The following is a 25,947-nucleotide window of genomic DNA, read 5'->3' as shown; positions in this document are numbered from 1 at the left end:
CGCGTGCTCCGCCGGCTCGCGATGGGCCTGGCCCTGCTCATCCTGGTCACGGCCGGCGCCGGCTACCTGTACTACCGGGACCTCAACGGCAACATCCAGGCGGAGGCCCTCAACCTGGGCGACGCCAAGATGGGCGGCTCGAAGCCCAACGCCTTCGGGCAGGTCCCGCTGAACATCCTGCTCATCGGCTCCGACGCCCGGAACAACGAGGCGAACCAGGCCCTCGGCGGCGCGCGCGACACCTTCGACGGGCCCCCGCTGGCCGATGTGCAGATGCTGCTGCACCTGTCCGCGGACCGCAGCAACATGTCGGTGGTGAGCATGCCGCGCGACACCCTCCTCAAGATGCCGAAGTGCACCGCCACCGACGGCACGGTCTACGAGGCGAGCAAGGGGGTCGTGCCCACCAACGAGAGCCTCAGCCGGGGCGGACCGGGCTGCACGGTCGCCGCCTGGCACCAGCTCACCGGCATCCCCATCGACCACTTCATGATGATCGACTTCGCGGGCGTGGTCTCCATGGCCGACGCCATCGGGGGCGTGCCCGTCTGCGTCCAGGAGAACGTCCACTCGCGCACCCGCGACGGCAAGGGCTCCGGGCTGAAACTCCCCAAGGGCGAGAGCTACATCAAGGGCGAGACCGCCCTCCAGTGGCTGCGCACGCGGTACGGCTTCGGGGACGGCACCGACGTGGCGCGCACCCGCGCCCAGCACATGTACATGAACTCCCTGGCCCGCGAGTTCCGCAAGAACGCCAACCTGGGCAGCCCGCTCAAGCTCAACAGCCTGGCGCAGGCGGCCACGAAGGCCACCGTCGTGGACACCGGGCTCGACCGGATCGACAAGCTCTTCGACCTGGCGATGGAGCTCAAGAAGATCCCCACCAGCCGGATCACCATGACCACCATGCCGTGGGTGTACTCCCAGCGGCCGGGGCTGCGCGCGAAGGTGGAGCCCAAGGAGGGCGACGCGCAGGCGCTGTTCGCGATGGTCCGCGACGACGTGCCGCTGGACGGCAAGGGCTCGGCGAAGTCCGGCACCCCGTCGGCGGGGGCCTCCACGGGACCCGCCACGGGCCCCTCCCCGGGTGCCTCCGCCCCCTCGGCCGCGGCGACCACCGCGGTCACCGACCCCGCGGCCCCCGCCGCCGAGATCCCCGTGATGGTCCGCAACGCCACCGGCGGCAAGGACGGCAGTGCGGGCAAGGTGCAGGGCCGCGCGAGCGAGGTGGTCAAGCTGCTGCACGGCAAGGGCTTCACCCGGGCGGCGGCCGACGGCCAGACCGCGGGCGAGGACACCACCCTGATCCGGTACGCCGGTCTCGACCAGGCCGGCGACGCCATGGCCGTCGCCACCGCCCTCGGGCTGCCCGCGAGCGCCGTACAGCGCTCCACGGACGTCTCCGGGGTCACCCTGTTCGTCGGCGCCGACTGGCGCGAGGACGCGGGTACGGGCACCACCGCGCCGGCCGCCGTGCCGACCAAGGCGCCCGAGTCCGCCAACGCCCTCAACGGCGACGACGAATCGGCCTGCATGCCGGTCCAGCCGGGCTTCACCTGGTAGGGCGCACCCCGCCCGCCCCGCGGGCCGCTCGGACGTCTCCCCTCCCCCGTACAACCATTGGCCCCGCTGCGGCGTCAAACTCCCGATCGACATAGGGAGTTCAGTTCGAGCACCACGCTCGACGGGGGAAGGAATCCGATCCATGGGCAAGCGCGCCCGTTCGCACCGCAGCCTGGCCGCCGCCGTGGCCACCGCCGCGCTCTTCGTCTCCGGCGGCGCCGTCGTGCCGCTGCTCACCGCGGGGACGGCTGCCGCCGCCCCGCTGCCCCCGTGGGGGAAGACGGTCGACGTCGCCAAGACCGAGTCCGGTTTCCTGCGGGTGCTCACGGCGGCCGACGGCTCCGCCGTGGCCGCCTGGTGGGAGCAGGACGGCATGGGCAACTTCCTCCGGACGGCCGTCCGGCCCGCCGGGTCCGACTACTGGGGCACGCCGCACAAGCTGGCCTCCGTGGAGCTCAACAGCCGCGGCCACAGGGAGCTCCAGCTGGTCGAGGGCACCGACGGCAGGGTCACGGTCATCTGGGCCGACTACCCCGGGGACCAGGGCGAGGACACCCCGCCGATGCCCTCCCGCCTGCTGACCGCCGTCCTTTCGCAGGGCGCCTGGTCCCAGCCAACGGCCATCGTCGACACCGACGCCGACGCCTTCATCGGGCCCCTGGAGCTCGCCGCCGGGCCGAACGGCACCGCCACCGCCGTCTGGTCCTCGCGCCCCTCCGAGACCGACGAGTGGACGCTCAGCAGCGCCGACCGGGCCGTGGACGGCACCTGGTCCAAGCCGGTGACGGTGGCCTCCGGCGCCGTCGGCGGCGGCACCGTCAGCGGGGCCGACATCGCCGTGGACCCGCAGGGCGCGGCCGTGATCGCCTTCCGGCGCACCACCGTCCCGGGTCCGACCGGCCGCGAGTCCGACTCCGTGTCCGCGCCCGAGACCGTGACCCGGCCCGCCCCCGGCGCGGCCTGGGGCGCGCCGGTCGCGCACGCCCCCCAGACGGCCGGCATCCACACCCCGCGGATCGGCGCCGGTCCGACCGGGGAGCTGGCCCTGTCCTGGACCAGGGCCGACCCCGCCACGGGCGCCGCCGTGGACCTCAGCGTCGCGCGCCGCCCGAGCGCCGCGGCCGGCTGGGGCGCCCCGGCCGTGCTGGCGACCCCGGCAGCGGGCTCCATCGCCAGCCCCGAGCCGCTCGTGGCCCCCGACGGCGACGTCTCGATGGTCTGGTCGACGTACACCGGTGGGAACAGCGGCTACTCCAACACCTCCGGCACCCTCCTGTCCGGGGGCGGCTGGCAGACGGGCACCCTGTCGGGCGGCGGCACCTGGCCGGCCCCCGCCGAGGCGGCGATCGGCCCCGACGGGACCGTGCGCGTGGTGTGGACCGAGAGGCAGGCGGACAGGTCCCAGCAGCTGGTGCAGGCCGCCCGCACCACCTCCGACGACGCGTGGACCGCGCCCGCCGCGGTGCCCGGCAGCACGTGGACCCCGGGCCGCGCAGCGGTCTCGGCCGGTCCGGACGGCTCGGCCGACATCTTCGCGGACGCCGTGAACGGCTCCGTGGACAGGTACCTCCGCTCCACCCGGGCCACCGGCGCACCGCCCCTCGGCGTGGGCTCCGCCACCGTGCCCGCCACCGCCCCGCTCGCCGGGAGCAACGGCTCGACCACCGTCTGGGCCCCCGTCTGGAACCTCACCCGGCCCGTCGGCTCCTGGTCCCTGGCCCTCACCGACCCCGCGGGCAGGACCGTGGCCGTCCTCGCCGGCACCGGCCCCACCCAGAAGGCCGCGCCCGCCTGGAAGGGCCGCACCGACACCGGTGCGCTGCCCGTCAACGGCCCCCTGACCTGGACCCTCAAGGGCACCGCCGTCAACGCCCCGGCGCCGGTCGTCCTGGCATCCGGCACCGTGCGGATCACCGGCGGCGCCCCCGCCGCGCACGACCTCGGCAGCCGCGCGGGCGCCCCCGACGGCCTCGGCGACGTGTTCCAGCACAGCGCCACGTCCCTGCGCACCGCGTACGGGTCCACCGGTACGGGGAACTTCAGCGGCAGCGCCACCACCACGGGCTGGCCCAAGGGCTTCCGCCCGGTCCCGTTCGGCGACACCAACGGCGACCGCTGCAACGACACCCTGGTCCGCCTGGCCACCGGCGAGATGCGCCTCTACACGCCCGCGTGCGGCGAGGCCCTGAAGCCCACGTCGAAGCACAAGGTCCTGGGCAAGGGCTGGAACGCGTACGACGTCCTCACCTCCCCCGGCGACGTGACCAAGGACGGCCGCCCCGACCTCATCGCCCGCGACCCGAAGACCGGCGGGCTCTACCTCTACACCACCACCGCGTCCGGGATCCTCTCCCCGCGCATCGGCCTGAGCTACAACTTCAAGGCCTACAAGAAGATCACCGGCACCGGGGACATCAACGGCGACGGCATCGGGGACCTCCTGCTCCAGGACGACTCCGACGAGCTGTGGCGCAGCTACGGCCTGGGCAACGGCACGTTCGGCTCCCGGACCCTGCTCGCCACCAACTGGGGGAACTCGTACAACGCCCTCGTCGGTACGGGCGACCTGACCGGCGACGGCCGGGCCGACCTGATCGCCCGGGACACCGCGGGGGCCGTCTGGCGCTACGTGGGCACCGGCAAGGGCACCTTCTCCAAGCGGACGAGGATCGCCACGGGCTGGCAGGTGTACACGGGCGTCCAGTAGCCCGTACGCGCCCCCGCCGACCCGTACGCGTCTGCGCGCGGGACGGCGGGGGCGCGGCGCCCGGTGGCGCAGGGGCCCGGCGGATCCGGTCCGCCGGGCCCCTGCGACGGTTGCGGAGCACCCCGGGAACAGTTCCCCTGCCCGTGCAACCATCGGCCGCCCCCGAAGGTCAAACCCCCCGATACACCTGAGCACTTCAGTACGAGCACGATGCTCGACGGAGGAAGGAACGCACTCCATGGGCAAGCCCGCCCGCCCGCACCGCAGCCTGGCGGCCGCCGTGGCCACCGCGGCACTCGTCGTCTCCGGCGGCGCCGTCACCCCGCTCGTCGCCGCGGGCACGGCCGCAGCCGCCGCCCCGCTGCCCTCCTGGTCCGACCCGGTCAAGGTGGGCTCGACGGGCAGGACCGTCAACGTCGAGGCGGCCACGGCCTCGGACGGGACCGCGGTCGCCGCCTGGTGGCGGTCCCACGAAGGCGGCTACGAGCTCGTGGCGGCCGTCCGGCCGACCGGAACCCCGTACTGGGGCAAGCCGCGCATCCTCGGCAGCGCGCCGACGGTGCGCAGCACCTACTCCCTCCAGCTGGTCGCAGGGGCGGGCGGCAGGGTCACCGCACTCTGGCGGGAGCTGCCCGCCGACAAGCCCTCGGACCGGCCCTGGGAGCAGCCGCCCACGGCCACCCTGCTGAAGACCGCCACGGTCTCCGGCGGGACCTGGTCCGCGAGCAAGGTGCTCCTCGACCTCGCGGCGGACCGGTACGTCGACTCCGCGAACATCGCCGAGGGCCCCGACGGCACCGCCACCGCCGTCTGGTCCTCCCGCCCCGTCGGCAAGGCCGAGTGGACGCTCAGCGCCGCCGACCGGGCCGCCGACGGCACCTGGTCCGCGCCCGCCACCCTGGTCTCCGGGGCCGTCAAGGGCGCCGACGTGGCCGTGGACCACAAGGGCACGGCGGTCGTCGGCTACCTGGGCGTCACCGACCCGAAGGAGCCCCACGAGTGGGACGACGAGGCGGTGGTCCGAACGCTCACGCGCACCGCTCCCGGAGCGGCCTGGGGCGCGCCCCAGGACCACACCCCGCCGGCCCAGGACATCCGCGCGCCCAGGATCGGCGTGAGCAGCAGCACCGGGATCATGGCCCTGAGCTGGACGCACAGCAACGACGGCAACGACTCGAACCAGTCCGTCAACGTCTCCCTCCGCCCGTCGGCCGCAGCCGGCTGGGGCGCCCCGGCCAAGACCACCGCCTCCTCCGAGGGCGCGGTGAACTCGCCCGAGCCGCTCGTGGGCCCCGACGGGGACGTGACCGTGCTCTGGTCGGAGGTCAGCGACAGCGGCTTCGGACTCGTCTCGGCCGACTCGGCCGAGACCCTCAGCGCCGCCACCGGGACCTGGCAGCCCGCGACCCTGTGGAAGGGCGGCAGGGACGCCGGGTCCGCCACGGCCGCCATCGGGCCCGACGGCACCGTGCGCATCGTGTGGGCCGAGAAGGACGCGGGGGTCACCTCCCTGCTGCACGTCTCCCGGTCCCCCGCCGACGACGCCTGGACCGAGCCCGAGGAGGTCCCCGGCACCGCGAACCGCGACGGCCTCCCCGCGTACGCCGTGGCGGCCGGCGGGGGCGGCTCCGCCACGCTGCTGGCCGAGAAGGCCTACCGGCTCGGGGACGGCGCCCTCGTCTCCTCCAGGGCCACCGCCGAGGAGCCGCTCGGCGTCGCCTCGTCCAAGGTGCCCGCCACCGCCCCGCTCGCCGGGAGCACCGGGGCGAACACCGTCTGGGCCCCGTCCTGGAAGCTCACCCAGCCCGTCAGCTCCTGGTCGGTGACCCTCACCGACGGCGCCGGCAAGCCGGTGGCCACCATGACCGGCACCGGCTCGCCCACGACCAAGCAGGTCGCCGCCGCGTGGAAGGGCCGTACGAAGACCGGCGCGCTGCCCGTCAACGGCACCCTGACCTGGACCCTCAAGGGCACCGCAGTCAACGCCCCCGACGCCTCCGGCCTCGACACCGGCACCCTCACCGTCACCGGCGGCGCCCCCGCCCCCCGCGACCTCGGCAGCCGCGCCGGCCGCCCCGACGGCCTGGGCGACCTGCTCCAGACCAGGGGCACGAGCCTGCGCACCGCGTACGGGTACACCGGCGCGGGCCACTTCAGCGGGAGCGCGACCACCGACGGCTGGCCGAAGGGCTTCCGCCCGGTCCCGCTCGGCGACACCAACGGCGACCGCTGCAACGACACCCTCGTGCGCCTCGCCGACGGCGCGATGCGGCTGTACACCCCCGCGTGCGGCGAGGCCCTGAAGCCCGCGTCGAAGTACCAGGTGCTGGGCAAGGGCTGGAACGCGTACGACGTCCTCACCGGCGTCGGTGACGTCACCAAGGACGGCCGCCCGGACCTGATCGCCCGCGACCCCAAGACCGGCGGCCTGTACCTCTACACGGCCACCGCGTCCGGGAAGCTCGCCCCGCGCATCGGCCTCAGCTACGGATTCAAGGCCTACAAGAAGATCGTCGGCGCCGGGGACCTCAACGGCGACGGCATCGGCGACCTGCTCCTGCAGGACACCGGCAACGAGCTGTGGCGCATGTACGGCCTCGGCAACGGCAGGTTCGGCGCCCGCGCCCTCGTCGTCAAGGACTGGGGGGCCTCGTACAACGCCGTCGTGGGCCCCGGCGACCTCACCGGGGACGGCCGCGCCGACCTGATCGCCCGCGACACCTCCGGGAACACCTGGCACTGGACCGGCACCGGCAAGGGCACCTTCTCCGGCGGCAAGAGGATCGGCACCGGCTGGCAGGTGTACTCCGGCATCCACTAGGGCGGTCTGCGGCGCGACGCCGACAGGCGCGTTACCGCGTACGGGGGACACCGGTGCGCGCCGCGGCGGCGGGTCCCGGGGCGGCCGGTCGTATCGCCGTACTGTTCAGACGAATCTCCCTGCCAGCCTCCGGCCGTCCTGCCGCCGTCTCCTGCCGCCCGCGGAGGTGTCCCCGTGCCCCAGCCGCCCCGCTCCCCCCGTCGCCGGCCCGCGCGGCCCCCTGCGCGCACGGGCCGGGCCCGCCGCGGCGGGCCCGGCGGCGGGTACGGCGGGGGCCCCCGGCGGCCCCGCTGGGGGGTCCGGCTGGCGGGTGCGCTGGCCGTGCTCGTCCTGGGCTCGGGGGCGGTCGGGCACGCGGTGATGACCGGGCTGGACACCGGGATCGACCGGGTGGACCCGTTCAAGGACATGAAGAACCGGCCCCAGGCGGGGCACGGCCTGAACTTCCTGCTGGTCGGCACCGACGGCCGGGACAAGATCACGGGCGAGGACAAGCGGGAGTACCGGCTCGGCGGGGCGCCCTGCCGCTGTACGGACACGATCATGCTGGTCCACGTATCGGCGGACCGGGAGCGGGCCAGCGTCATCAGCCTGCCCCGGGACAGCTACGCCGAGGTGCCCGCGCACACCGACCAGTCCAGCGGCAAGCGGCACGGCCCGCACCCGGTGAAGCTGAACGCCGCCTACGCCGAGGGCGGGCCGAACCTGACCGTGCGGACCGTCGAGAACATGACCCGCGTCAAGATCGACCACTACCTGGAGGTCGACTTCACGAGCTTCATGAAGACGGTCGACGCGATGGGCGGGGTGGAGATCTGCACCGCCAAGCGGATGCGGGACTCCGCCACGGGCCTGGACCTGCTGCCGGGCACGCACCGGCTGGACGGCGGCCAGGCCCTCCAGTACGTGCGCTCGCGCCATGTGGACGGGGCCGCGGACCTGGGGCGGATGCAGCGCCAGCAGCGGTTCCTCGCGGCCCTGGTCAAGCGGGCCACCACGAGCGGGGTACTGCTGAACCCGGTCAAGTTCAAGCAGGTCAGCTCGACGCTGCTGGGCTCGGTGCGGGCGGACCGGGGCTTCGGTTCGCAGCAGATGCTGGCCCTGGGGCAGGCCATGCGGGACTTCACCCCGTCCTCTTCCGAGTTCGCGTCCGTGCCGATCTCGGAGGGCGGGTCCCCGGTGCGGGGGCTGGGCTCGGTGGTGCGCTGGGACGAGCCGAAGGCGGCCAAGCTGTTCCAGGCCCTGCGCGACGACAAGCCGCTGGCGCCGGCCCGGCCGAAGAAGCCGGAGACGGCGGCGCTGGTGGACGTGGCCCCGCAGGGGATCCGGGTGCACGTGGAGAACGGCACCCGCATCGACGGGCTCGGCGGCCGGGTGGACCGGGACCTGCGGGCCACCGGCTTCAACACCACCCAGGCCCCCAGCACCGGGGCCGGCCGCGACGTCCGGCGCACCGTGGTCTCGTACGACCCGCGCTGGGACCGCTCGGCGCGGACCCTGGCCACGGCCCTGCCGGGCAGCGAACTGCGGGCGGTGGCGGGGCTGGGGCCGACCCTGCGGGTCACGGCGGGCTCGGAGTACCGGCGGGTGACCCCGGTGCAGGGCGAGGACCCGTACCAGGGCGAGTTCGGGGTGGTCACGGGCGACCAGGTCTCCTGCCGCTGAGGCGTCGTACGGGCGCCCGGCCCCGCCCGGCCGTCAGTCGTCCAGGCCCTCGGCGGCGCGGCGCTCGCGCAGCTCCATGATCGCGCGGCGGCGGGAGAGCCGGTGCGTGCGCCGGATCATCGCCTCCTGGTAGCGCCGCTTGTCGCGGTCGCTCTCGGGGAGCACCGGCGGTACGTGGCGGGGCCTGCCCTCGGCGTCCACGGCGGCGAAGACGAGGTAGGCGCTGCCGACCTGGGTGGCGGGGGTGGACTCGTTCCACCGCTCGGCCAGGACCCGTACGCCGATCTCCATGGAGGATTTGCCGGTCCAGTTGACCTGCGCCTTCACATGGACGAGGTCGCCGACCTTGACCGGGGCCAGGAAGGCCATCTCGTCCATGGAGGCGGTGACCGCGGGCCCCCCGGAGTGCCGTCCGGCGACCGCGCCCGCCGCGTCGTCCACGAGCTTCATGATCACGCCGCCGTGCACCGTGCCGAGGAGGTTGGTGTCGTTGGCCGTCATGATGTGGCTCAGCGTGGTCCGGGAGGCCGAGGTCGGCTTGCCCTGGAGGTCACCGGGTATCGCGTTCATGCAGCCACTTTAGGCCGTGGCATCCGGTTCCGGCCGGTCAGGCCGGTACGGCCGGCCGCCCCGGCGGCACGGGCGCCTGGACCCGGCCCGGACCCCTGCCCGTACCCCCTGCCGGGCCCTGCCCGGACCCTGCGCGCCCCGCGCCCGGCCCCCGCCTCCCGGTGACAAGGCCGCAGGTGTGCAACAGCACGGGTACGAACCTCCCCCCGGCCTGTCGGCGGGCACCCCGCAGCGGGCATCCTTGTCCGCATGAATGACTGGCCCGATGGGCGGACCGAGAACCGCGGCAGCCGCGACGACCGATACGGACGCGGCGGCGGCAGCGGCAACGCCGGCGGCGGGCAGCCGGACGGCCCCCGGGTCATGCGCCACGTCCAGCGGCAGCAGCCCCCGCGGCCCGCGGCCCCGCCCTCGTACGGCGTTCCGCAGCAGCCCCAGGGACCGCCGCAGCGGCACGACACCTTCGCCGGCTACGACAGCGGGTACAACACCGGCCAGGTCTACGGGAACCCCTCCGGCGGCCCGGGCGGCCACGGCGGCGGCCCCGGCGGCCCGCCCGCGCCCCCGTCCCGCCCCGGGCGGCCCCCGCAGCCCGCGCCGGACTGGCGCAAGCGGATCAAGGTCGGTGCCATCGTGCTGGCCTCGGTGCTGGTCGTCACCACCATCGGCACGTACTTCTGGGCCGACTCCAAGATGCGGCGCGAGGTCGACCTCTCCAAGGTGATCGAGCGGCCGGAGGACGACGACTGCACGACGTACCTGATCGTCGGCTCGGACAGCCGCGAGGGCATGTCCTCCGAGGAGAAGAAGAAGCTGCACACCGGCTCCGCGGAGGGCAAGCGGACCGACTCGATGATGATCCTGGCCACCTGCTCCGGCGGCACCTCGATGATCTCCCTGCCGCGCGACTCGGACGTGGAGATCCCGTCCTTCGTCGGCTCCGAGTCCGGCAGGAAGTACCCGGCGAAGGGCCTGCGCACCAAGCTGAACGCGGCGTACGCGATGGACGGCCCCGAGCTGCTGGTCCGCACCGTCGAGTACAACACCGGCCTGCGCATCGACCACTACGCCGAGATCGGCTTCGCGGGCTTCGCGAACATCGTGGACGCGCTCGGCGGGGTCGAGATGGACATCCCGAAGGCGTTCAAGGACAAGAAGTCCGGCGCGGACTTCCAGGCCGGCAAGCAGACCCTCAACGGCGAGCAGGCCCTCGCCTTCGTCCGCACCCGGTACGCGTTCGCGGGCAGCGACCTGGACCGCACGAAGAACCAGCAGAAGTTCCTGGCGGCCCTGGCCCACGAGGCCGCGACCCCCGGCACCATCCTGAACCCGTTCTCCCTCTACCCGACCCTGGGCGCGGGCCTCGACACCCTGATCGTGGACGAGGACATGGGCCTGTTCGACCTGGCCGAGATGTTCTTCGCGATGAAGGGCATCACCGGCGGCGACGGCACCTCCATGAACATCCCGATCTCGGGCAGCCGCGGCGGCAACCTGGTCTGGGACAAGACGAAGGTCAAGGAACTGGTCAAGCAGATCCAGAACGACGAGAAGGTCACGGTCAAGGGCAACTGACGGGGCTGACGGCCCCGACCCCGCCTCCCGAGCCCCCGGCCCCGCCGGGGGCTCTCGGCGTACGGGCCGTCCGATTTCCCGTAACGGAAACCCGAACCCCTTGATCCGGGCTGTCCGTGCCGCCAGCATCGGGGCGGAAGGCCTACGACGAAAGGCTGGACGTGAAGCTGACACGCCTTGTCGGGCAGTGCGAGGACGGCGACTGCCCGACCGTCTACACGACCGACCGCGGAACCCTCGCCATCCAGGGCGACCACCTGACCGATCACGGCCTGGAACTCCCGGCTCACGAAACCCTGGTGGAAATCCCCATCGAGCTCATCCGGAAGGCAGTTCGTGACCACCTCGTCTAAGACGCTCGGCGACTGCTTCAGCGAGTTCGGCCGCGAGGCCTTCCGGCTGGAGACCCTGGACGACTACAGCCAGTCCGGCGGAGTGGCTGCCTACCGTGCCTTTCTGGCCGGCGAGCCGCAGCCGGAAGAGCACAAGGCGGCCGAATGGATGACGACGGTCGGATCGGCTGTACGGTCAGGAAAGCGGATGTACCGCGTGCACATCCTCGCCCGCCCCCTGACCGACTACCTCCGGTTCGAACTCTCCTGGGGCTACCGGCGCAATATGACAGCCGGGGAGGAATTCTTCATCCTGGACACCACCGACCGGGAGAACCCGATTCCGGATGCCCCGGACTTCTGGCTCTTCGACGAGTCGACCATCGCGGCGATGAGGTACGACGGCAACGGGAAATACCTGGGGTCCGACTTCCTCGGAGAAGACCAGCTGCCCACGTTCCTGTCGTACCGGGACACGGCCCTGTCCCACGCCGTGCCGTTCACCGATTGGTGGGCGAAGCACGGCGAGTGAACAAGTCAGAGCTCGGCGCAGCGCTGCGGGCACTGCGGCACGCCTCCGGAAGGGAGGCGAAAGCCGTGGCCCGCAGCGCACTCATGTCCACGGCCAAGCTGTCGAAGATCGAGAACGGCCATGCCGCACCGAGCGTCACGGACGTGGAGCGCATCCTCACCGCACTCCACGTGGCTGACGAGCTGAAGGCCAGGTACATGGCCGCCGCCCGCGCGCAGGCCACGGAGGCCGTTGCCTGGCGTCTCTACCGGCGGATGGGGCTCCATCGGAAACAGGAGCAGATCAGGGCCCTGGAAGAGTCCATGACCCTGCTGCGCCTCTTCCAGCCGTCCCTGGTTCCGGGCCTCTTGCAGACCCCTGAATACATACGGGCTGTGCTGGAGCGGAAGGGCCTGGGCGCAGAGCAGCTGGAGCGCACCATCGGGAGCCGCATCGACAGACAGCGGGTGCTCTACGACCCGTCGAAGGAAATGCAGTTCGTCATCACGGAGCCCGTCCTGCGCTGGCGCCTTCTGCCCGCTCCCATGCTGGCCGGACAACTCGACCGCATCGCCTCTGTCTCACGCCTGCCGAACGTGGACATCCGCGTCGTACCGCTAGCCCAGCCCCAGGCGGAAGCCCCCGGGCATTCGTTCGTCATTCGCGACGACCGCATGGTCACGGTGGAAACGACCCATGCCGAACTGGTTGTTTCCGACCCTCGGGACGTGGCCCTCTACGTGGCCAAGTTCAAGCGGTTCGCCGCATCGGCACTATCCGATGACGCCATGCGCGCCATGGTCGAGGACATCAGGAACGAGTTCTTGCGCGAACAGGAAAACGGCTAGAAGGTCCTCCCCCGCCCCGGCCACCATGACGGGCAATTCCTGTGGACCGCATCAAGGGGAGCACAATGACGACGCAGGCTGAGCAGGGACACGACCCCGACCGGGAGACCTTCGAGTACCTGACGTACACCGAGAAGGGGGAGAGCTGTCCCTCGTGCGGGATGCCGATTCCGTTGAGTCAGCTCGTGCGGCGGGGGGTGCGCGTGGAGGCCGGTGGGGGCGCGCGGGTCGCGTACTGGCATACCCGGTGCGTCCGGGCGGACGGGTCGCGGAGGTAGCCGGGCGGGGGAACGGGAGAACCCCCGGCCGGGGGCCGGGGGTTCTCCGTGCGTGCGGGCCGTGGGCCGTTACGGCAGGTTCCTCGCCATGACGATGCGCTGGACCTGGTTCGTGCCCTCGTAGATCTGCGTGATCTTCGCGTCGCGCATCATGCGCTCGACCGGGTAGTCGCGGGTGTAGCCGTAGCCGCCGAGGAGCTGGACGGCGTCGGTGGTGACCTCCATGGCGATGTCGGAGGCGAAGCACTTGGCCGCGGCGCCGAGGTACGTCAGGTCGGCATCGCCGCGCTCGGAGGCGGCGGCGGCCTGGTAGGTCAGGGCGCGGGCGGCCGAGATCTTCATGGCCATGTCGGCCAGCATGAACTGGATGCCCTGGAAGTCGGCGATCGGCTTGCCGAACTGCTTGCGCTCCTTGACGTAGCCCTTGGCGTAGTCGAGGGCGCCCTGCGCGATGCCGAGGGCCTGGGCCGCGATGGTGATGCGGGTGTGGTCCAGGGTCTTCATGGCGGTCGCGAAGCCCGTGCCCTCGTCGCCGATCATGCGGTCGGCGGGGATGCGGACGTTGTCGAGGTAGACCTCGCGGGTCGGGGAGCCCTTGATGCCGAGCTTCTTCTCGGGGGCTCCGAAGGAGACGCCCTCGTCGGACTTCTCGACGACGAAGGCCGAGATGCCCTTGGAGCGCTTCTCGGGGTCCGTGACGGCCATGACCGTGTAGTACTCGGAGACGCCCGCGTTGGTGATCCAGCGCTTGACGCCGTTGAGGACCCAGAAGTCGCCGTCGCGGACCGCGCGGGTCTTCATGCCGGCGGCGTCCGAGCCCGCGTCGGGCTCGGAGAGGCAGTACGAGAACATGCCCGCGCCCTGCGCCAGCGGCCCCAGGTACTTCTTCTTCAGCTCCTCCGAGCCGGAGAGGATCACCGGGAGTGAGCCGAGCTTGTTCACGGCGGGGATGAGGGAGGAGGAGGCGCAGACGCGGGCCACCTCCTCGATCACGATGACCGTGGCGAGCGCGTCGGCGCCGGCGCCGCCGTAGCTCTCCGGGACGTGGACGGCCTGGAGGTCGTTGGCGACCAGGGCGTCGAGGGCCTCCTGCGGGAAGCGGGCCTCCTCGTCGACCGCGGCGGCGAACGGCGCGATCTTGGCCTCGCACAGGGCGCGCACGGACTCGCGGAGCATGTCGTGCTCTTCGGCCGGGCGGTACAGGTCGAACTCCGACTTCGCAGAACCCGCCAAGATCTCTCACTCCCCAAGGTCTTGCTAACTACCGTTAAGTAACCACAGCTCTGCTGCCAGCTTAGAGGCCGCGGCCGGTGCAGGGATACGACCGCTCCACGTGAGCTGCACGACAGCGCGGCATCGGCCGGAAACCTCCCCCGAACGGGCCCGACTATGCTCGGGGGCCGTACTCGGCGGCGGCGCACCACCGCCCGCACCTCCCAGGAGCACGCATGGCCCCCAAGATCACCGTGATCGGCACCGGCTACCTCGGCGCCACGCACGCCGCAGCCATGGCCGAGCTCGGGTTCGAGGTGCTGGGCCTGGACATCGTGCCCGAGAAGATCGAGATGCTGGCCGCGGGCCGCGTCCCGATGTACGAACCGGGGCTGGAGGAGCTGCTCGCCGCGCACGTCGCGGGGATCGCGGGCTCGACCGGCCGGCTCCGCTTCACCACCTCGTACGAGGAGGCGGCCGCCTTCGGCGACGTCCACTTCGTCTGTGTGAACACCCCGCAGAAGCACGGCGAGTACGCCTGCGACATGTCGTACGTCGACGCGGCCGTGGAGTCCCTGGCCCCCCACCTGACCCGGCCCGCCCTGGTCGTGGGCAAGTCCACCGTCCCGGTGGGCTCGGCCGACCGGCTCGCCGCCCGGCTCGCGGAGCTGGCCCCGGCGGGCGCGGACGTGGAGCTGGCCTGGAACCCGGAGTTCCTGCGCGAGGGATTCGCCGTGCAGGACACCCTGCACCCCGACCGCATCGTGATCGGCGTCCGCAGCGGGCAGGCGGAGAAGGTGCTGCGCGAGGTGTACGCCACCCCGATCGCGGACGGCTCCCCCCTGGTCGTGACGGACTTCCCGACCTCCGAGCTGGTCAAGACGGCCGCGAACTCCTTCCTGGCCACCAAGATCTCCTTCATCAACGCCATGGCCGAGGTCTGCGAGGCGGCCGGCGGCGACGTGGCCAAGCTCGCCGAGGCCATCGGGCACGACGACCGCATCGGCGCCAAGTTCCTGCGGGCCGGCATCGGCTTCGGCGGCGGCTGCCTGCCCAAGGACATCCGCGCCTTCATGGCGCGCGCGGGCGAGCTGGGCGCGGACCAGGCGCTGACCTTCCTGCGCGAGGTCGACTCGATCAACATGCGGCGCCGCGGGCACATGGTGGAGCTGGCGCGCGAGGCCGTCGGCGGGGCGTTCCTGGGCAAGCGGGTGGCGGTGCTCGGCGCCACCTTCAAGCCGGACTCGGACGACGTGCGGGACTCGCCCGCGCTGAACGTGGCCGGGCAGATCCACCTCCAGGGCGGACAGGTCACCGTCTACGACCCCAAGGGCATCGCGAACGCCCGCCGGGTCTTCCCCACCCTCGGGTACGCGGACTCGGCGCTGGACGCGGTGCGCGGCGCGGACGTGGTGCTGCACCTGACGGAGTGGCGGGAGTTCCGCGAGCTGGACCCGGCGGAGCTGGCGCGCGAGGTCGCGCGGCCGCTGATCCTGGACGGGCGCAACGCGCTGGACGCACAGGCGTGGCGGGGGGCCGGATGGACGTACCGGGCGATGGGGCGGCCGCGGGCCTGACGCAGGCCGTCTTCCGGCTCCTGGCGGAGGGCGCGTACCGGTGTGATGACGCCGGTGCGCGCCTTTTGCGTGCGCCGGGCGGGGGCCGGGGCGGTCTGCGCTACGCGCCGCGGCGGGACGCGCGGTACGTGCGCATCTTGGCGCGGCTGCCGCAGACGGCCATGCTGCACCAGCGGCTGCGGCCGGCCGGGCTGCGGTCGTAGTACGCCCACTGGCAGTCCTCGGCCGCGCAGGCCTTGAGGCGGGTCCAGGTGCCGGCGGCGAGGGCCTCCGCGACGGCCGCGGCGACGCGGGCGGGGAGGGAGTCGTCGGCGGGGGCCAGGGCCGCGGCGGCGTCGGGGGCCGTGACGCGGACGGTCAGCGGGGCGGTCGCCAGCAGGGCGTTGAGGGTGTCGAGGGCGCCGGGGGCCGGGGGGTGACCGGCGTGGGCGAGGCAGGCGGCGCGCAGGGACTCGCGCAGGGCCGTCGCCTGGGCGAGGGCCTGGCCGGCCAGGCCGAAGCGGTCGGCGAGGCGGTCCTCGCCGGTGTCCACGCTGAGCGTGTTGACCAGGGTCTCCAGCAGGGCGAGGCCTCCGGGGGCGGGGGCTCTTTCCGTCATATCCGCGACGGTACCCCGTTGCGGGGCGGGTTACCTGCTTGTGCGGGGTTGGGGGTAACGCCTACGGTGGGGTTACCGGCATTAGCCTGCTGAAGGTAACGGACCTCACCAAGGAGAGATCATGGCCATCGCCAAGCTCGGCGCCGTCGTACTGGACTGTCCCGATCCGCTCGCGCTCGCCGGGTTCTACGCGGCGCTGCTGGGCGGGGAGCCGGCCGCGGCGTCGGAGGGCGGGGACGCGTGGGTGGAGCTGACGGGGCACGAGGGGACGGGGCTCGCCTTCCAGGCGGCGGGGGCGGGGTACGTGGCGCCGGAGTGGCCCTCGGCGTCAGCGTCGCAGCAGTTCCATCTCGACCTGGTCGTTGAGGACCTCGACGTGGCGGAGGCCGGTGTTCTGGCGCTGGGGGCCAAGGTTCTCGATCCCGGGTCGCCGGATCGGGGGTGGCGGGTCTACGCGGATCCCGCCGGGCACCCGTTCTGCCTCTGCCGCTGCTGACCCGGGTCCGCTGCGCGGGGCCTTTCCCCCACCCCGCCCCTTCCCGAAACCGGGGGCAAGCCCCCGGACCCCGTTCCGTGCGCTGCGCGCCCGGTGCGCTCAATCGCCGCGCGGGCTGGATTTTGCTGCGCAAAATCATCAGCCCTGCGCGGCGGCATCAGCCACATCCAGCCCCGCCGGCGTTTGAGGCGCGGGGTCTGGGGCGGAGCCCCAGGAACGGGAAGGGGCGGGGTGGGGAGCAGGCCCCGCGCAGCGGACGGGCGGGGTGGGGAGCAGGCCCCGCGCAGCGGACGGGCGGGGTGGGGAGCAGGCCCCGCGCAGCGGACGGGCGGGGGGGTGGTTAGCGCATCGTGCGCAAGTGGTGGGCTCTGGCGGTGAACTCCGTGGCGCGGAGGACGCGCTGGGTGTTGGACCAGGTCAGGAGGGCCAGGTCCGGTTCGGACCAGCCGCGGTCGAGGAGCTCCGCGATCAGGCGCGGGTAGCCGGACGGGTCGCGCAGGCCGTCGGGGCGGGGGGTCCGCGGATCGGCCCCGTACGCCCCGCCGAGGCCGACCGCGTGCGGGCCCGCGACGGCCCGGACGTGGTCCAGGTGGTCGGCGACCTGGGGGATGCCCGCGCCCGCGCGGTCGGACTGGAGGGTGACCATGCACAGGCCCCGCCCGGCCCGCAGGGCGAGGAGGACCTCGTCGGGGACGTTCGCCGGGTGCGGGACGAGCGCGGCCGCGGCCGTGTGCGAGAGCACGACGGGCGCCTTGGAGGCCCCGATGATCCGGCAGGCGGCGGGGGCGGGTACGCCCGTCAGGTCCAGGAGCACGGCCAGCCGGTTGGCCTCCCGTACGACCTCGTGCCCGAAGGGGGTGAGGCCGTCCTCGGCCCAGTCCGCCCCCGCCACGGCGAGGCTGCGCACGCCCAGGGCGTGGAAGACGCGCAGGGTGCCGAGGGAGTCGGTCAGGGCCCGCCCGGGGGCGGGGCCGAGGAAGGACGCGATCCGGCAGTGGTTGCGGGCCTGGCCCATCTCGTCGGCGCCGAGGGCGAGGCGCAGTGCCTCGGGGTGGCTGCGGATGAGCCCGCGGACGAGGTCGATCTGCTCCAGGGTGTCGGCGACGATCCGCTCGGCGGGCGGTGCGCCCTCGCCGCGGGTGTCGGAGCCGGGGACGAGCAGGGACCAGAACTGGGCCCCGACCCCGCCGGCCCGCAGCCGCGGCACGTCGGTGTCGATCCCGGCCTCGGGGGTGGCGATGTCGTGGTACGGGCGGCGCCGCACGGTCCAGGGCAGGGAGTTGTACCCGTCGGCGACGGGGTGGACGGACAGGAGGGCGGCGGCCCGTTCGGCACTGCTGAGGCGCTGGGCGGCGGGTTCGGGGCGCTGGACGCCGGACTCGGGGCGTTGGACGCCGGACTCGGGGACGGCGTCTGCGCCGGGTGGGGCAGCGGGGACGGAGGGGCTGTCCGCTCCGGCGGCCCCGGGCTGTGCGCCCGTGCGGATGACGTCGTCCTGCAGGTCGGCCATGACACTCACTCACTCCGTATCGGTGTAGCAGGGAGTAGTGCCACCGTGACACGAATGGAGTGCGCCCGCCCGTGGGACGTGGCGTTCGGGTGCCCCGCCTCCGGAGCGGTCCGGAGGCGGGGCACCCTAGGCCGTCTGGCGCCGTACGGCTACTGCTGCGCGCCGGGCTGCGCCGCGGATCCCGCCGCGGCCGCCGCGTCGAACCGCAGGTTCGAGGGCGGCAGGTGTGCCTGCGCGGCGGCGACCGCCTCCGCGTCGCGCAGGACGCGGACGGCGTTCGACCAGGTCAGCTTGGCCAGGTCGGTCCGGGACCAGCCGCGGTGGAGGAGCTCCGCGATCAGGTTCGGGTAGCCGGACACGTCGTCCAGCCCGGCCGGGGTGAAGGCCGTGCCGTCGTAGTCCCCGCCGATGCCGATGTGGTCGACGCCCGCGACCTCGCGCATGTGGTCGAGGTGGTCGGCCACGGTGGCCGCGGTCGCGACGGGGCGCGGGTTCGCGGCCTCGAAGGCCCGGTGCAGGGCCATCGCGGGGGCGGTGGTGTCCAGGTGGTGGAAGCCGTGCGCCCGCAGGTTCTCGTCGGCGGCGGCCGTCCAGGCGACCGCCGCGGGGAGGATGAACTTGGGCACGAAGGTGGCCATGGCCACGCCGCCGTTGGCGGGCAGCCGCTCCAGGACCGCGTCCGGGATGTTCCTGGGGTGGTCGCAGACCGCCCGCGAGGAGGAGTGGGAGAAGACCACCGGCGCGGTGCTGGTGTCGAGGGCGTCGCTCATGGTGGTGGCCGCCACGTGCGACAGGTCCACCAGCATGCCGATGCGGTTCATCTCCCGTACGACCTCGCGGCCGAACTCCGTGAGGCCGCCGTGCCGGGGCTCGTCGGTCGCGGAGTCCGCCCAGTCGATGGTGTCGTTGTGGGTGAGCGTCATGTAGCGCACGCCCAGCCGGTGCAGGGACCGCAGGGTGGCGAGGGAGTTGTGGATGGAGTGTCCGCCCTCGGCGCCCATCAGGGAGGCGATGCGGCCCTCGGCGCGGGCCTTCTCCATGTCGTCGGCCGTGAGGGCCCGTACGAGCTCCCCGGGGTGGCGGTCGACGAGCTGGCCGACGATGTCGATCTGCTCCAGGGTGGCGCTGACGGCCTGGTCCCCGGCGTAGTCGGAGCGCACGTACACCGACCAGAACTGGGCCCCGACCCCGCCGGCCCGCATCCGGGGCAGGTCGGTGTGGAGGAGCCCGGCCAGGTCGGCCGAGATGTCGCGCTGCGCGAGGTCGTAGGCGACCTGCTCGCGCAGGGCCCAGGGGAGGTCGTTGTGGCCGTCGACGACGGGGTGCTCGGCCAGCAGGGCGCGGGCCTCGGCGAGCCGGCCGGCCGCGGCACCGCCGGCGGCGGTGTCCGCGGAGCCGTTCCCGGGCGCGGTCATTTGCCGAAGCCGAAGGAGTCGGCTCCGGTCGCCTTCGCGCGCAGCCTCCTGCCCTTCTCGGTGGCCTGGTCGTTGAGCTCCTGCTGGAACTCGCGCATCCGGGCCAGCAGCTCGGGGTCCTGGGTGGCGAGGATGCGGGCGGCGAGCAGTCCGGCGTTGCGGGCGCCTCCGACGGAGACGGTGGCGACGGGGACCCCGGCGGGCATCTGGACGATCGACAGGAGGGAGTCCATGCCGTCGAGGTACTTCAGCGGGACGGGTACGCCGATCACGGGCAGCGGGGTGACCGAGGCGAGCATGCCCGGGAGGTGGGCGGCCCCGCCGGCGCCGGCGATGACGGCCTTGAGGCCGCGGTCGGCGGCCTGCTCGCCGTACGCGATCATCTCGCGCGGCATCCGGTGGGCGGAGACGACGTCGACCTCGTACGGGATCTCGAACTCGTCCAGTGCCTGGGCGGCGGCCTCCATCACGGGCCAGTCGGAGTCCGAGCCCATGACGATGCCGATGAGGGGGGAGGTGCTCATTCGGTGATTGTTCCTCGCAGGTAGCCGGCTGCGTGACGGGCGCGCTCCAGCACGTCGTCCAGGTCTTCGCCGTAGGTGTTCACGTGTCCGACCTTGCGGCCGGGCTTCACGTCCTTGCCGTACATGTGGATCTTGAGCTGGGGGTCCCGGGCCATGCAGTGCAGGTAGGCCTGGTACATGTCGGGGTAGTCCCCGCCGAGCACGTTCGCCATCACGGTCCAGGGGGCCCGCGGGCGCGGGTCGCCCAGGGGGAGGTCGAGCACGGCCCGGAGGTGGTTGGCGAACTGGGAGGTGACCGCGCCGTCCTGGGTCCAGTGCCCGGAGTTGTGCGGGCGCATCGCGAGCTCGTTGACGAGGATCCGCCCGTCGGTGGTCTCGAAGAGCTCCACGGCCAGGTGGCCGACGACGCCGAGCTCCTTGGCGATGTTGAGGGCGAGGGCCTGGGCCTGGCCGGCGAGCTCGTCGGACAGGTTCGGGGCCGGGGCGATCACGGTGTCGCAGACGCCGTCCACCTGGACGGACTCCACGACGGGGTAGGCCACGGCCTGGCCGTGGGGGGAGCGGACGATGTTCGCCGCGAGTTCGCGGACGTAGTCCACCTTCTCCTCGGCGAGTACGGGGACACCCGCGCGGAAGGGGGCTTCCGCGTCTTCGGGGGTACGCACGAACCACACGCCCTTGCCGTCGTAGCCGCCGCGCACGGTCTTGAGGATGACGGGGAACCCGCCCACCTCGTCCGCGAACGCGGCCGCGTCCGCCGGATCGGCCACGATCCGGTGGCGGGGGCTGGGCGCGCCGATCTCGTCGAGCCGGGCGCGCATCACCCCCTTGTCCTGGGCGTGCACCAGCGCGTCGGGCCCCGGGCGGACGGGGATGCCGTCCGCTTCCAGGGCCCGCAGGTGCTCGGTGGGTACGTGCTCGTGATCGAAGGTGATCACGTCGCAGCCGCGCGCGAAGGCGCGGAGGGTGTCCAGGTCGCGATAGTCGCCGATGACGACCTCGCTCACCACCTGGGCCGCCGAGTCCTGTGGGGTGTCACTGAGGAGCTTGAACTTGATACCGAGGGGGATACCCGCCTCGTGGGTCATGCGGGCGAGCTGACCGCCGCCGACCATGCCGACTACCGGGAACGTCACTCCTCCAGGGTATCCGCCGCGGGAACCGCCCCCGGGGCCGCCCGGTCCCCCGCCGTTCACCACGGGTTTCCCGGGCGCCACGGCACACCCCGGGCGCCACGGATGGGGGCCGTCTACGATGGCTGGGTTGACGCAATCGACTGACAGGGGCTGAACGATCACCATGAGTGCGTCGAGGGCGGCCCTCGTCCAGAGGGCCCGCGGCCTCGCCCGGGAGATCGCCAAATTCGGTGCCGTCGGCGGTCTCGGCCTGCTGGTCAACCTGGGCGTCTTCAACCTGCTCCGGCACACCACCGACCTCCAGGTGGTGCGGGCGAGCGTGATCGCGACGGTCGTGGCCATCGCCTTCAACTACGCGGGCTTCCGCTACTTCACCTACCGCGACCGCGACAAGAGCGGCCGCACCCGCGAGATGACCCTGTTCCTGCTGTTCAGCGCGGCCGGCCTGGTGATCGAGAACGGTCTGCTGTACGCGGCGACGTACGGGATGGGCTGGGACACCCCGCTGCAGAGCAACGTGTTCAAGTTCCTGGGCATCGGGGTGGCCACGGCCTTCCGGTTCTTCTCGTACCGCACCTGGGTCTTCCGCTCCCTGCCCGAGGCGGGACCCGCCGCCGTCAGCGGACCGTCTTCACCGGCTCCGCGGGCTCCGGCGCGGTCCGGCTGAGGAAGATCGCGAACACCGGCGGCTGGGCCTGGAGCAGCTCCAGCCGGCCGCCGTCCGCCTCGGCGAGGTCCCGGGCCACGGCCAGGCCGATGCCGGTGGAGTTCCGGCCGCTGATGGCCCGCTCGAAGATCCGGCTGCCGAGGTCCGGGGGGACGCCCGGGCCCTCGTCGGTGACCTCGATCACGGCCTGGTTGCCGGTGACGCGGGTGCGCAGGGCCACGGTGCCGCCGCCGTGCATGAGGGAGTTCTCGACCAGTGCGGCCAGCACCTGGGCCACCGCGCCCGGGGTGCCCACGGCCCGCAGGCCCTCCTTCCCGGAGCGGACGATGGCGCGGCCCGCGCTGCGGTAGGCGGGGCGCCACTCGGCCACCTGCTGCTTGACCACCTCGTCCAGGTCGAAGGGCACGGCGGAGCCGGTCCGCGGGTCCCGCGAGTTGGTCAGCAGCCGCTGCACCACGTCGGTGAGCCGCTCCACCTGGGTCAGGGCGATCGTCGCCTCCTCCCGTACGGTCTCCAGGTCCTCGGCGACCGTGATCTCCTCCAGCCGCATCGACAGCGCCGTCAGCGGGGTCCGCAGCTGGTGGGAGGCGTCGGCGGCGAGGCGCCGCTCGGCGGTGAGCATCCGGCCGATCCGCTCGGCACTGGAGTCGAGCACGTCCGCGACCCGGTCCAGCTCGGGCACCCCGTACCGCTTGTGCCGCGGCCTCGGGTCCCCGGAGCCGAGCCGCTCGGCGGTCTCGGCCAGGTCGGTCAGCGGGGAGGCGAGCTTGTTGGCCTGCCGTACGGCGAGCAGCACGGCCGCGACCACGGCGAGCAGGGCGACCGCCCCGACCACGGCCAGGGTGCGGCCCACCTCGCGGGTCACGGCGTCGCGGGACTCCTCGACCACGACGGTCTCGCCCTGCTCCCCCTCGGCGTCGGCCCGGATCACGCTGCCGACGGGCTGCCGGCCGATCTCGGTGTCGGGGCGGCCGGGGACGGAGATACGCGCGTAGCGCCCCGTACCGAGCTGCTCGGCCAGGGCGTCGACGTCGAGGGGTTTGCGCTCCAGGACGTCGGCCTCGACGCTGCCGACGAGGCCGACGGCGTCGGAGGCGACGCTCTCCTGGGCGCTGTTCGTGATGGTCCGGGTCTCGACGATGACGAGCGAGACCCCGAAGACGGCGATCACGACGAGCACCACGGCGAGCGTGGAACTGATCAGGCGGCGGCGCATGGCGGTGGCGTGGCTCCGGTCAGCTCTTCTCGAAGCGGAAGCCGACCCCGCGCACGGTGGCGATGTAGCGGGGGTTCGCCGCGTCGTCCCCGAGCTTCTTGCGCAGCCAGGAGATGTGCATGTCGAGGGTCTTGGTCGAGGACCACCAGGTGGTGTCCCAGACCTCGCGCATCAGCTGGTCGCGGGTGACGACCCGGCCGGCGTCGCGGACCAGCACCCGCAGCAGGTCGAACTCCTTCGCGGTGAGCTGGAGCTCCTCCTCCCCCATCCAGGCCCGGTGCGACTCCACGTCGATGCGGACGCCGTGGGTGGCGGGGGGCTGGGCGGGCTCGGTGGCGCCGCGCCGCAGCAGGGCCCGGACCCGGGCCAGCAGCTCGGCGAGGCGGAAGGGCTTGGTGACGTAGTCGTCGGCCCCGGCGTCCAGCCCGACGACCGTGTCGACCTCGTCGGCGCGCGCGGTCAGCACGAGGATCGGGAAGCCGTGCCCCTCGGCCCGCAGCCGGCGGGCCACCTCCAGGCCGTCCATGCCGGGCAGCCCGAGGTCCAGGACCACGAGGTCGACGCCGCCCTGCATCCCGGCGTCGAGCGCCGTGGGGCCGTCCTCGCGGACCTCGACCTCGTACCCCTCCCTGCGCAGCGCGCGGGCCAGGGGCTCCGAGATGGATGCGTCGTCCTCGGCGAGCAGTACACGCGTCATGTGGGTGATGGTAGTCCGCGGGCGGCGGGGCCGGTCCCGCGCTCACCAAGAGATCAAGAGGCCCTGCGAATCCGCACTCCCGGCCCGGAGTTGGCCTTGGAAACCGCGGAATGGTTCCCGCCGACACCTGTGATCCATATCTCAAGTCCTTCCATATCCGGCACTGTCGTGTCGTATGGTGGCGAGACGCCTGATGCACTACCAGGGGACCTTTGTGCCGTCATCTCGGACGAAGGTCTCCCTTTCTGCCCGCGCCCGACCTCCCGGCCCTTCACCGAAGGCCCCCGACGGCGGGGGCAGTGAACGACCTATGGGCCGGGCTCCGCGCGCAATGACGCGTGCGGGGCGTGGATCCCGGCGAGGAACGGACCTCCGCCCCCCACGACGGGGCGGGACCCCCGGGGCGTGGGGTGCGGAGCGTTTCCCGCCGGTGCCGGCCGCCCCCCACCGGGCGCCGACGAGCTCACGAGGCGCGGCGTCCCGTAGAAGCAAGGAACGACCATGGCTTCCAGCCTGACGAAGGACTCTCCGGGCGCCGCCCACGAGCGGACCTTCTTCGGCCACCCTCGTGGCCTGGCTACTCTCTTCATGACCGAGATGTGGGAGCGCTTCTCCTACTACGGCATGCGCGCGCTGCTCGTCGTCTACATCCTGTCGGACGGCCCCGACGCCGCGGCCGGCAGCCAGGGCGGCGGCCTGGCCATGAAGGCGGCCACCGCGACGGCGATCTACTCCGTGTACGTGGCGATGGTCTACCTGATGGCCCTGCCCGGCGGATGGTTCGGCGACCGCGTGTGGGGCGCCCGCAAGACGGTGACCGTCGCGGGCGTCGTGATCATGTCGGGCCACTTCGTGCTGGCCCTGCCGGGCGAGGCCGCGTTCTTCGCGGGCCTGGCCCTGGTCGCCGTGGGCTCCGGCCTGCTGAAGGCCAACATCTCGACGATGGTCGGCCACCTCTACGACGGCCCTCAGGACCCGCGCCGCGACAGCGGCTTCACTCTCTTCTACGTCGGCATCAACCTCGGCGCCTTCGTGGCCCCGCTGGTCATCGGCACCGTCGGCCAGAAGGTCAACTGGCACCTGGGCTTCGCCATCGCCGGTCTGGGCATGGCCCTGGGTCTGGCCCAGTTCCTGCTCGGCACCAGGCACCTGAGCAGCAAGAGCGACCTGGTCCCCAACCCGCTCACCGCACCCGAGCGCAACGCGATCCTGGTCAAGACCGCCGCGGCCGTCGGCATCATCGCCCTGTTCTACGGGGTCGTGGGCTTCGCCGGCCTGTTCACCCTGAACTGGGCCATGGTCCCGCTGACCGTCGCGGGCCTGCTCATCCCGATCGGCGTCCTGGCCCGCATCAAGCGGGACAAGGACCTGTCGACCGCCGAGCAGTCGAAGATGAACGGCTACATCTGGTTCTTCGTGGCCGCGGCCATCTTCTGGATGATCTACGACCAGGGCGGCTCCACGCTGGCCGCGTTCGCCGAGACCAAGTCCGCGAACACCCTCTTCGGCTTCGACTTCCCGTCGACCTGGTTCCAGTCGCTGAACCCGCTCTTCGTGATGTCCCTGGCACCGATCTTCGCCTGGCTGTGGATCTGGCTCTCCCGCAGGAACCAGGAGCCGTCGACCATCGTGAAGTTCGCGATGGCCCTGGTCCTGGTCGGCGGTTCGTTCTTCGTCTTCGTCGTCCCGATGGGCATGGCGAGCGGCGGCGACAAGGTCAGCCCGATGTGGCTGGTCTCGATCTACATGATCCAGACCATCGCGGAGCTGTGCCTCTCCCCGGTCGGCCTCTCCGTCACCACGAAGATGGCCCCGCAGAAGTACGCCAGCCAGATGATGGGCATCTGGTTCCTCGCGGTCACCGCGGGCGACTGCACCACCGGTCTGCTCTCCACCGCGGGCGTGGACCTCAACGGCACCGGAGTCATCGCACTCCAGGCGGCTCTCGCCGTCGCCGCCGGCTTCTCGATCTTCATGTACCGCAAGAAGGTCCAGGCGCTCATGGGCAACGTCCACTGACGTCACCCGA

21 protein-coding genes are annotated in these 25,947 nt (G+C 72.8%); 12 read left to right on the top strand and 9 right to left on the bottom strand.

Annotated elements, in window-relative coordinates; translation table 11 throughout:
• Positions 1-3 precede the first annotated feature (3 nt).
• The 4 genes from ACZ7JZ_RS07230 to ACZ7JZ_RS07215 all read left to right on the top strand — a co-directional run bounded on the left by ACZ7JZ_RS07230 (position 4) and on the right by ACZ7JZ_RS07215 (position 8,756).
• The gene (locus tag ACZ7JZ_RS07230) at positions 4-1,563 is read left to right on the top strand and encodes an LCP family protein (protein ID WP_470934112.1); all 1,560 of its coding nucleotides are present in this window, start codon (positions 4-6) and stop codon (positions 1,561-1,563) included.
• 142 nt (positions 1,564-1,705) lie between these two features.
• Complete coding sequence (locus ACZ7JZ_RS07225) at positions 1,706-4,270, top strand: FG-GAP-like repeat-containing protein (protein WP_470934110.1); 2,565 nt, start codon at positions 1,706-1,708, stop codon at positions 4,268-4,270.
• A 238-nt stretch (positions 4,271-4,508) separates the two neighbouring features.
• Positions 4,509-7,091: an FG-GAP repeat domain-containing protein gene (locus ACZ7JZ_RS07220; protein WP_470934108.1), complete on the top strand. Its 2,583-nt coding sequence runs from the start codon at positions 4,509-4,511 to the stop codon at positions 7,089-7,091.
• Positions 7,092-7,265: 174 nt separating this feature from the next.
• Complete coding sequence (locus ACZ7JZ_RS07215) at positions 7,266-8,756, top strand: LCP family protein (protein WP_470934106.1); 1,491 nt, start codon at positions 7,266-7,268, stop codon at positions 8,754-8,756.
• A 33-nt stretch (positions 8,757-8,789) separates the two neighbouring features.
• Here the strand turns inward: ACZ7JZ_RS07215 and ACZ7JZ_RS07210 are convergent, their stop codons facing one another.
• Positions 8,790-9,326, bottom strand: coding sequence for an acyl-CoA thioesterase (locus tag ACZ7JZ_RS07210; protein ID WP_470934104.1), 537 nt, complete (start codon positions 9,324-9,326; stop codon positions 8,790-8,792).
• A gap of 249 nt (positions 9,327-9,575) precedes the next feature.
• Between ACZ7JZ_RS07210 and ACZ7JZ_RS07205 the strand changes: the two genes are divergently transcribed.
• The 4 genes from ACZ7JZ_RS07205 (at position 9,576) to ACZ7JZ_RS07190 (ending at position 12,592) form a co-directional block, all read left to right on the top strand.
• Complete coding sequence (locus tag ACZ7JZ_RS07205) at positions 9,576-10,901, top strand: LCP family protein (protein ID WP_470934102.1); 1,326 nt, start codon at positions 9,576-9,578, stop codon at positions 10,899-10,901.
• Positions 10,902-11,062: 161 nt separating this feature from the next.
• Positions 11,063-11,254, top strand: coding sequence for a hypothetical protein (locus tag ACZ7JZ_RS07200; protein ID WP_470934100.1), 192 nt, complete (start codon positions 11,063-11,065; stop codon positions 11,252-11,254).
• Entirely contained in the window at positions 11,238-11,765 is a 528-nt protein-coding gene (locus tag ACZ7JZ_RS07195; RefSeq protein WP_470934098.1) for a DUF6879 family protein, read from the top strand. Before ACZ7JZ_RS07200 ends, ACZ7JZ_RS07195 begins: the two co-directional genes overlap by 17 nt.
• A complete protein-coding gene (locus tag ACZ7JZ_RS07190; RefSeq protein WP_470934096.1) occupies positions 11,762-12,592 on the top strand; it encodes a helix-turn-helix domain-containing protein in 831 nt (276 codons plus the stop codon). The genes ACZ7JZ_RS07195 and ACZ7JZ_RS07190 overlap by 4 nt, the downstream gene beginning before the upstream one ends.
• A 347-nt stretch (positions 12,593-12,939) precedes the next feature.
• On the opposite strand, the gene ACZ7JZ_RS07185 is transcribed toward ACZ7JZ_RS07190, so the two are convergent.
• Positions 12,940-14,046 (bottom strand): acyl-CoA dehydrogenase family protein, encoded by a 1,107-nt coding sequence (locus ACZ7JZ_RS07185; protein ID WP_470934214.1) that lies wholly within the window; start codon positions 14,044-14,046, stop codon positions 12,940-12,942.
• A 272-nt stretch (positions 14,047-14,318) separates the two neighbouring features.
• On the opposite strand from ACZ7JZ_RS07185, the gene ACZ7JZ_RS07180 reads away from it, so the two are divergent.
• On the top strand, positions 14,319-15,659 hold the full coding sequence (locus ACZ7JZ_RS07180; RefSeq protein ID WP_470934094.1) for a UDP-glucose dehydrogenase family protein: 1,341 nt from the start codon (positions 14,319-14,321) through the stop codon (positions 15,657-15,659).
• Positions 15,660-15,759: 100 nt separating this feature from the next.
• Here ACZ7JZ_RS07180 and ACZ7JZ_RS07175 read toward each other — a convergent pair whose 3' ends face one another.
• Positions 15,760-16,257 (bottom strand): CGNR zinc finger domain-containing protein, encoded by a 498-nt coding sequence (locus ACZ7JZ_RS07175; protein ID WP_470934092.1) that lies wholly within the window; start codon positions 16,255-16,257, stop codon positions 15,760-15,762.
• 121 nt (positions 16,258-16,378) lie between these two features.
• Here ACZ7JZ_RS07175 and ACZ7JZ_RS07170 point away from each other — a divergent pair, with 121 nt between their 5' ends.
• Entirely contained in the window at positions 16,379-16,753 is a 375-nt protein-coding gene (locus ACZ7JZ_RS07170; protein WP_470934090.1) for a VOC family protein, read from the top strand.
• A 340-nt stretch (positions 16,754-17,093) separates the two neighbouring features.
• Here ACZ7JZ_RS07170 and ACZ7JZ_RS07165 read toward each other — a convergent pair whose 3' ends face one another.
• The 4 genes from ACZ7JZ_RS07165 to ACZ7JZ_RS07150 all read right to left on the bottom strand — a co-directional run bounded on the left by ACZ7JZ_RS07165 (position 17,094) and on the right by ACZ7JZ_RS07150 (position 21,338).
• Complete coding sequence (locus ACZ7JZ_RS07165) at positions 17,094-18,263, bottom strand: membrane dipeptidase (protein WP_470934088.1); 1,170 nt, start codon at positions 18,261-18,263, stop codon at positions 17,094-17,096.
• 149 nt (positions 18,264-18,412) lie between these two features.
• Entirely contained in the window at positions 18,413-19,678 is a 1,266-nt protein-coding gene (locus ACZ7JZ_RS07160; protein ID WP_470934086.1) for a dipeptidase, read from the bottom strand.
• The gene (purE, locus tag ACZ7JZ_RS07155; RefSeq protein ID WP_470934084.1) at positions 19,675-20,202 is read right to left on the bottom strand and encodes a 5-(carboxyamino)imidazole ribonucleotide mutase; all 528 of its coding nucleotides are present in this window, start codon (positions 20,200-20,202) and stop codon (positions 19,675-19,677) included. Before purE ends, ACZ7JZ_RS07160 begins: the two co-directional genes overlap by 4 nt.
• Positions 20,199-21,338 (bottom strand): 5-(carboxyamino)imidazole ribonucleotide synthase, encoded by a 1,140-nt coding sequence (locus tag ACZ7JZ_RS07150; RefSeq protein WP_470934082.1) that lies wholly within the window; start codon positions 21,336-21,338, stop codon positions 20,199-20,201. Before ACZ7JZ_RS07150 ends, purE begins: the two co-directional genes overlap by 4 nt.
• A gap of 163 nt (positions 21,339-21,501) precedes the next feature.
• On the opposite strand from ACZ7JZ_RS07150, the gene ACZ7JZ_RS07145 reads away from it, so the two are divergent.
• Positions 21,502-22,005: a GtrA family protein gene (locus tag ACZ7JZ_RS07145; RefSeq protein ID WP_470934080.1), complete on the top strand. Its 504-nt coding sequence runs from the start codon at positions 21,502-21,504 to the stop codon at positions 22,003-22,005.
• On the opposite strand, the gene ACZ7JZ_RS07140 is transcribed toward ACZ7JZ_RS07145, so the two are convergent.
• Both ACZ7JZ_RS07140 and ACZ7JZ_RS07135 read right to left on the bottom strand, forming a co-directional pair.
• Positions 21,956-23,221 (bottom strand): ATP-binding protein, encoded by a 1,266-nt coding sequence (locus ACZ7JZ_RS07140; RefSeq protein ID WP_470934078.1) that lies wholly within the window; start codon positions 23,219-23,221, stop codon positions 21,956-21,958. The two genes, ACZ7JZ_RS07145 and ACZ7JZ_RS07140, sit on opposite strands and share 50 nt — an antisense overlap.
• A gap of 19 nt (positions 23,222-23,240) precedes the next feature.
• On the bottom strand, positions 23,241-23,918 hold the full coding sequence (locus ACZ7JZ_RS07135) for a response regulator transcription factor (RefSeq protein ID WP_470934076.1): 678 nt from the start codon (positions 23,916-23,918) through the stop codon (positions 23,241-23,243).
• A 501-nt stretch (positions 23,919-24,419) separates the two neighbouring features.
• Between ACZ7JZ_RS07135 and ACZ7JZ_RS07130 the strand changes: the two genes are divergently transcribed.
• Positions 24,420-25,937: a peptide MFS transporter gene (locus tag ACZ7JZ_RS07130; RefSeq protein ID WP_470934074.1), complete on the top strand. Its 1,518-nt coding sequence runs from the start codon at positions 24,420-24,422 to the stop codon at positions 25,935-25,937.
• Positions 25,938-25,947 lie beyond the last annotated feature (10 nt).

The organism is Streptomyces sp. NPDC038213 (assembly GCF_055600495.1).
Note: the sequence above shows the minus strand (reverse complement) of the source record. Positions and strands in the feature narration are given on the sequence as shown.